The sequence below is a fragment of the Candidatus Eisenbacteria bacterium genome (assembly GCA_035712145.1).
Taxonomy (GTDB): Bacteria; Eisenbacteria; RBG-16-71-46; order RBG-16-71-46; family RBG-16-71-46; genus DASTBI01.
In genome coordinates, this window is record DASTBI010000112.1 from 1 (window position 1) to 3,054 (window position 3,054).

A 3,054-nucleotide genomic window follows, 5' to 3' on the forward strand; every position below is an offset into this window, starting at 1 on the left:
CGTGGTGCTCTCTCGTGGGGTACGATGCCGGGCTCGCCGCAAGGAAAGGCGCGCACTTGGCGTCTGTTGCCGACCCATGCGACCCGTGAGGGCGGACTGTGGCTCCAGGTGTCGCGGGTTCGAACCCCGTCATCCACCCCACTTTATCCACGTCACCACCCCCGCTGTGACCCCCTATCGCGCCTCGCCTTGGATGATGCGCGTGGCGGCGCCGGCGACGGATCAACGAAAGCGGGTCGACCAGACCCAGGCTCCGCCCCGCTCGATGTAGCCCAGCGTGTCGCGGGTGGCGGCCTTGCAGAGTCCACGATCGAAGCGGCCCACGCGTCGGAATCGAGGCGGGATCAGCACGCGCCCATCGAGATCGATGAAGCCCACTCGACCGTCGGATCCGCGCATGTGAGCGATCCCCTCGCTGAACTGCCCCAGTTCTGCCCATGGATACTCGCGCACCATTTCGCCGGTGGTACGCCGAATCAGCCTGTTGTGGCCCGCGACGACTGCGACCGACAGGCTGTCGTCGATGCGCTGCAGCTCCTCGATGCGCACGGCGCTCCATTGACCGGAGAGATCGACCAGGCCTCGGGTCGGTCCCTTCCACGCCACCGCCTGGTCGTTGGTTCCGAACGCGCGCGCGTCGGTGAACTGGGGCTCGGCGACGTAGGCGCCGCTCCGATCGATGTACCCGTACCTGGCGTTGACGAGCACGACGGCTCGGCCGCGGTGGAAGCGCTCGGCGGTCCACTGCCGCGGCGCGATCACCATCCGTCCGCTGGTGTCGACGTAGCCGGTCCGACCGCCCCGCGTCACCGCGGCCAGCCCTTCCGAGAACGGCGATGCGGCGTCGAACATCGCGGGTATCGCGATGGTGCCGGCACGAGACACATATCCGTTCTTGCCGAACAACGTGAAGAGCGCCCGGTTGTCGTGGAACACCGAGTCCGCCGGCCGGAGCGCCTCGAAGCGTGGCTTGACCACGAAGAGCCCCTCGTAGTCGATCAAGCCGTAGCCCAAGCTCTGGCTCACGATCGCGCAGCCGCCTAGAAAGTCTCCCACCGCGTCGAAGTTCAGAGGGACGGCAATCACGCCCAGCGTGTTCACGAAGCCCCACAGCAACCCCTGCCGAACGGGGGCCATGCCCTCGCTGAACGCGCCGACCTCGTCGAAACGCCTCGGAAGCGGCAGGCCTCGTCGGTCGACGAACCCCCACTTCCCGTGGGACTCCACTGCCACGATCGCCGTGGTCTCGGGCTCCACCGCGGGAGCCATGAAGAGATCGTCGGGCTTACCTCGGTCGGCGCCGGCCGATCCAATCTTTGCCGCAGCCACGATGCGCTCGAACGTCGGCCGGACCACGATGTGGCCGGACCGATCGATGAATCCCCATCGGCCCCGCACCAGGATGGGGAAGAGCGCGTCCCGGTTCCTTGCTGAATCGACGGATCCGGCGGTGGGGTTCCCCGCGCACAGGACGGCTCCAGCGAAAGCGAGTGCGCTAGCCAGGAGCCAGACGGTGAAGGTTCGGCGTTGCAGCATCCGTGCAGGATAGCGATCTGCCGCACGGAGCGCCGCCGCGTCCGTGAGGTGGGTCGCGCATGTCCGCCTCAGTGCGCACGAGTGGACCCGGAGCAACCTCCTCGATACCGCCGAAGGGACTGTGGCTCCAGGTGTCGCGGGTTCGAACCGCGCCATCCACCCCATCCTTCCTCGCCGCGCCCACAACCGAACATCGACGAACACAAACGCGCACCTCCATGCCGGCGGAATTCGACTTCCACCGGTGGAGGTGCGCGATGCGGTCCCGCGGCGGCGAAACTCATTCGCCCGGCGGTCTTCGAAAGTCTATGGGGCGGGCACTACGACGGTATTGCCGGCCAGCGTCACTGCGCCGATCCGTGCCAGTGCTCTGCCCTCCAACGTCGCCCCGGTACCCAGGGTGATCGACTGATCCGCCATGATGGTGCCTTTGAACGCCGACGTCGTTCCCAGGGTCGCCGAGCTCCCCACCTGCCAGAAGACATTCGAAGCCTTGGCGCCCCCGCTCAGGATGACGGCTCGGCCGGATGTCGTGGTAAGGGTCGATGCCATCTGGAAAATGAAAACGGCATTCGCGTCACCCTGGGCGTCGAGTGTGAGATCACCCGAGGAGATCGAGAGCGAGGACGTGGACTTATAAAGACCCGGAGGCAGGGTCAAACCGCCGAGATTCCCGGCAACGGTGACAGGCGCCACGGTTCGTCCGGCGGCGTCGGCGTAGGCCGTGGTGAGATCGATCATGGCAGTCGCCGAGGTGGCATCGCCAGCGTGGGTCGCTCCAGTCACGGTTCCCGGCGGGAAGCCGGTCACCGCGGTTCCCGGGCTCACACCCAGGTCTCCGGTCAGAGCGGTTGCACCCGTGCTGGTGACGGTCGAACCTGCCAGAACCGCGAAAGCTCCGGCCGCGCCGAGAACCACCGACGCCTGGCTGCCTGCCGCCGCCGACGTCGTGAAACTCCATACGTGGTTCGTCGCCAGCCCATTGCCGCCGACATCTTTGGCCCCGGTCGTGATCGTCGCCGTATAAGACGTGCTGGCGGCGAGGGCGCTCGTGGGAGTGAACTTCGCAATGCGAGTCGACGCGTTGTAGGTGACGGTTCCAGTCACAGGAGTCGGACCGGGGGCGGTCACGGTGAAAGTGGTCGTCGTGATCGTCGAGGCGTTCATCGCCTCACTGAACGATGCCGTAATGACCGCAACGCCCGTGGCGCCATTGATGGGGTTGGTAGAGCTCACCGTCGGCGCGACGGTGTCTCCTGCGGGTGCGCTGGGGTTGTCATCCGAACCACATCCAGCCATCGCGACCAGCAAGATCGCCAACGGCAGAGCCGTGAAGCTGCTTGTTCTGTGCATCGGGGTACCCTCCTCTTGCGGTAAGGCGCGTCGCGTGAGGCCAGCCGGGATTGGTGATGCGGCGCTTTGTGGCTTGCATGCCCCACGGAGCCGGACGTCACCGTTGCCAATGCGCGGCTAGGAAGGCAGCCCCGTCATCTCCGACAAGTCTTCACAAACTACGGG

Annotated in this window: 2 protein-coding genes; both read right to left on the reverse strand. The window is 66.4% G+C overall.

The window, feature by feature from the left end; all coding sequences use genetic code 11:
- Positions 1 to 222: 222 nt before the first annotated feature.
- Positions 223 to 1,536, reverse strand: coding sequence for a WG repeat-containing protein (locus VFQ05_06550; GenBank protein ID HET9326409.1), 1,314 nt, complete (start codon positions 1,534 to 1,536; stop codon positions 223 to 225).
- Between the two features lie 306 nt (positions 1,537 to 1,842).
- On the reverse strand, positions 1,843 to 2,847 hold the full coding sequence (locus VFQ05_06555; protein HET9326410.1) for an ice-binding family protein: 1,005 nt from the start codon (positions 2,845 to 2,847) through the stop codon (positions 1,843 to 1,845).
- Positions 2,848 to 3,054 lie beyond the last annotated feature (207 nt).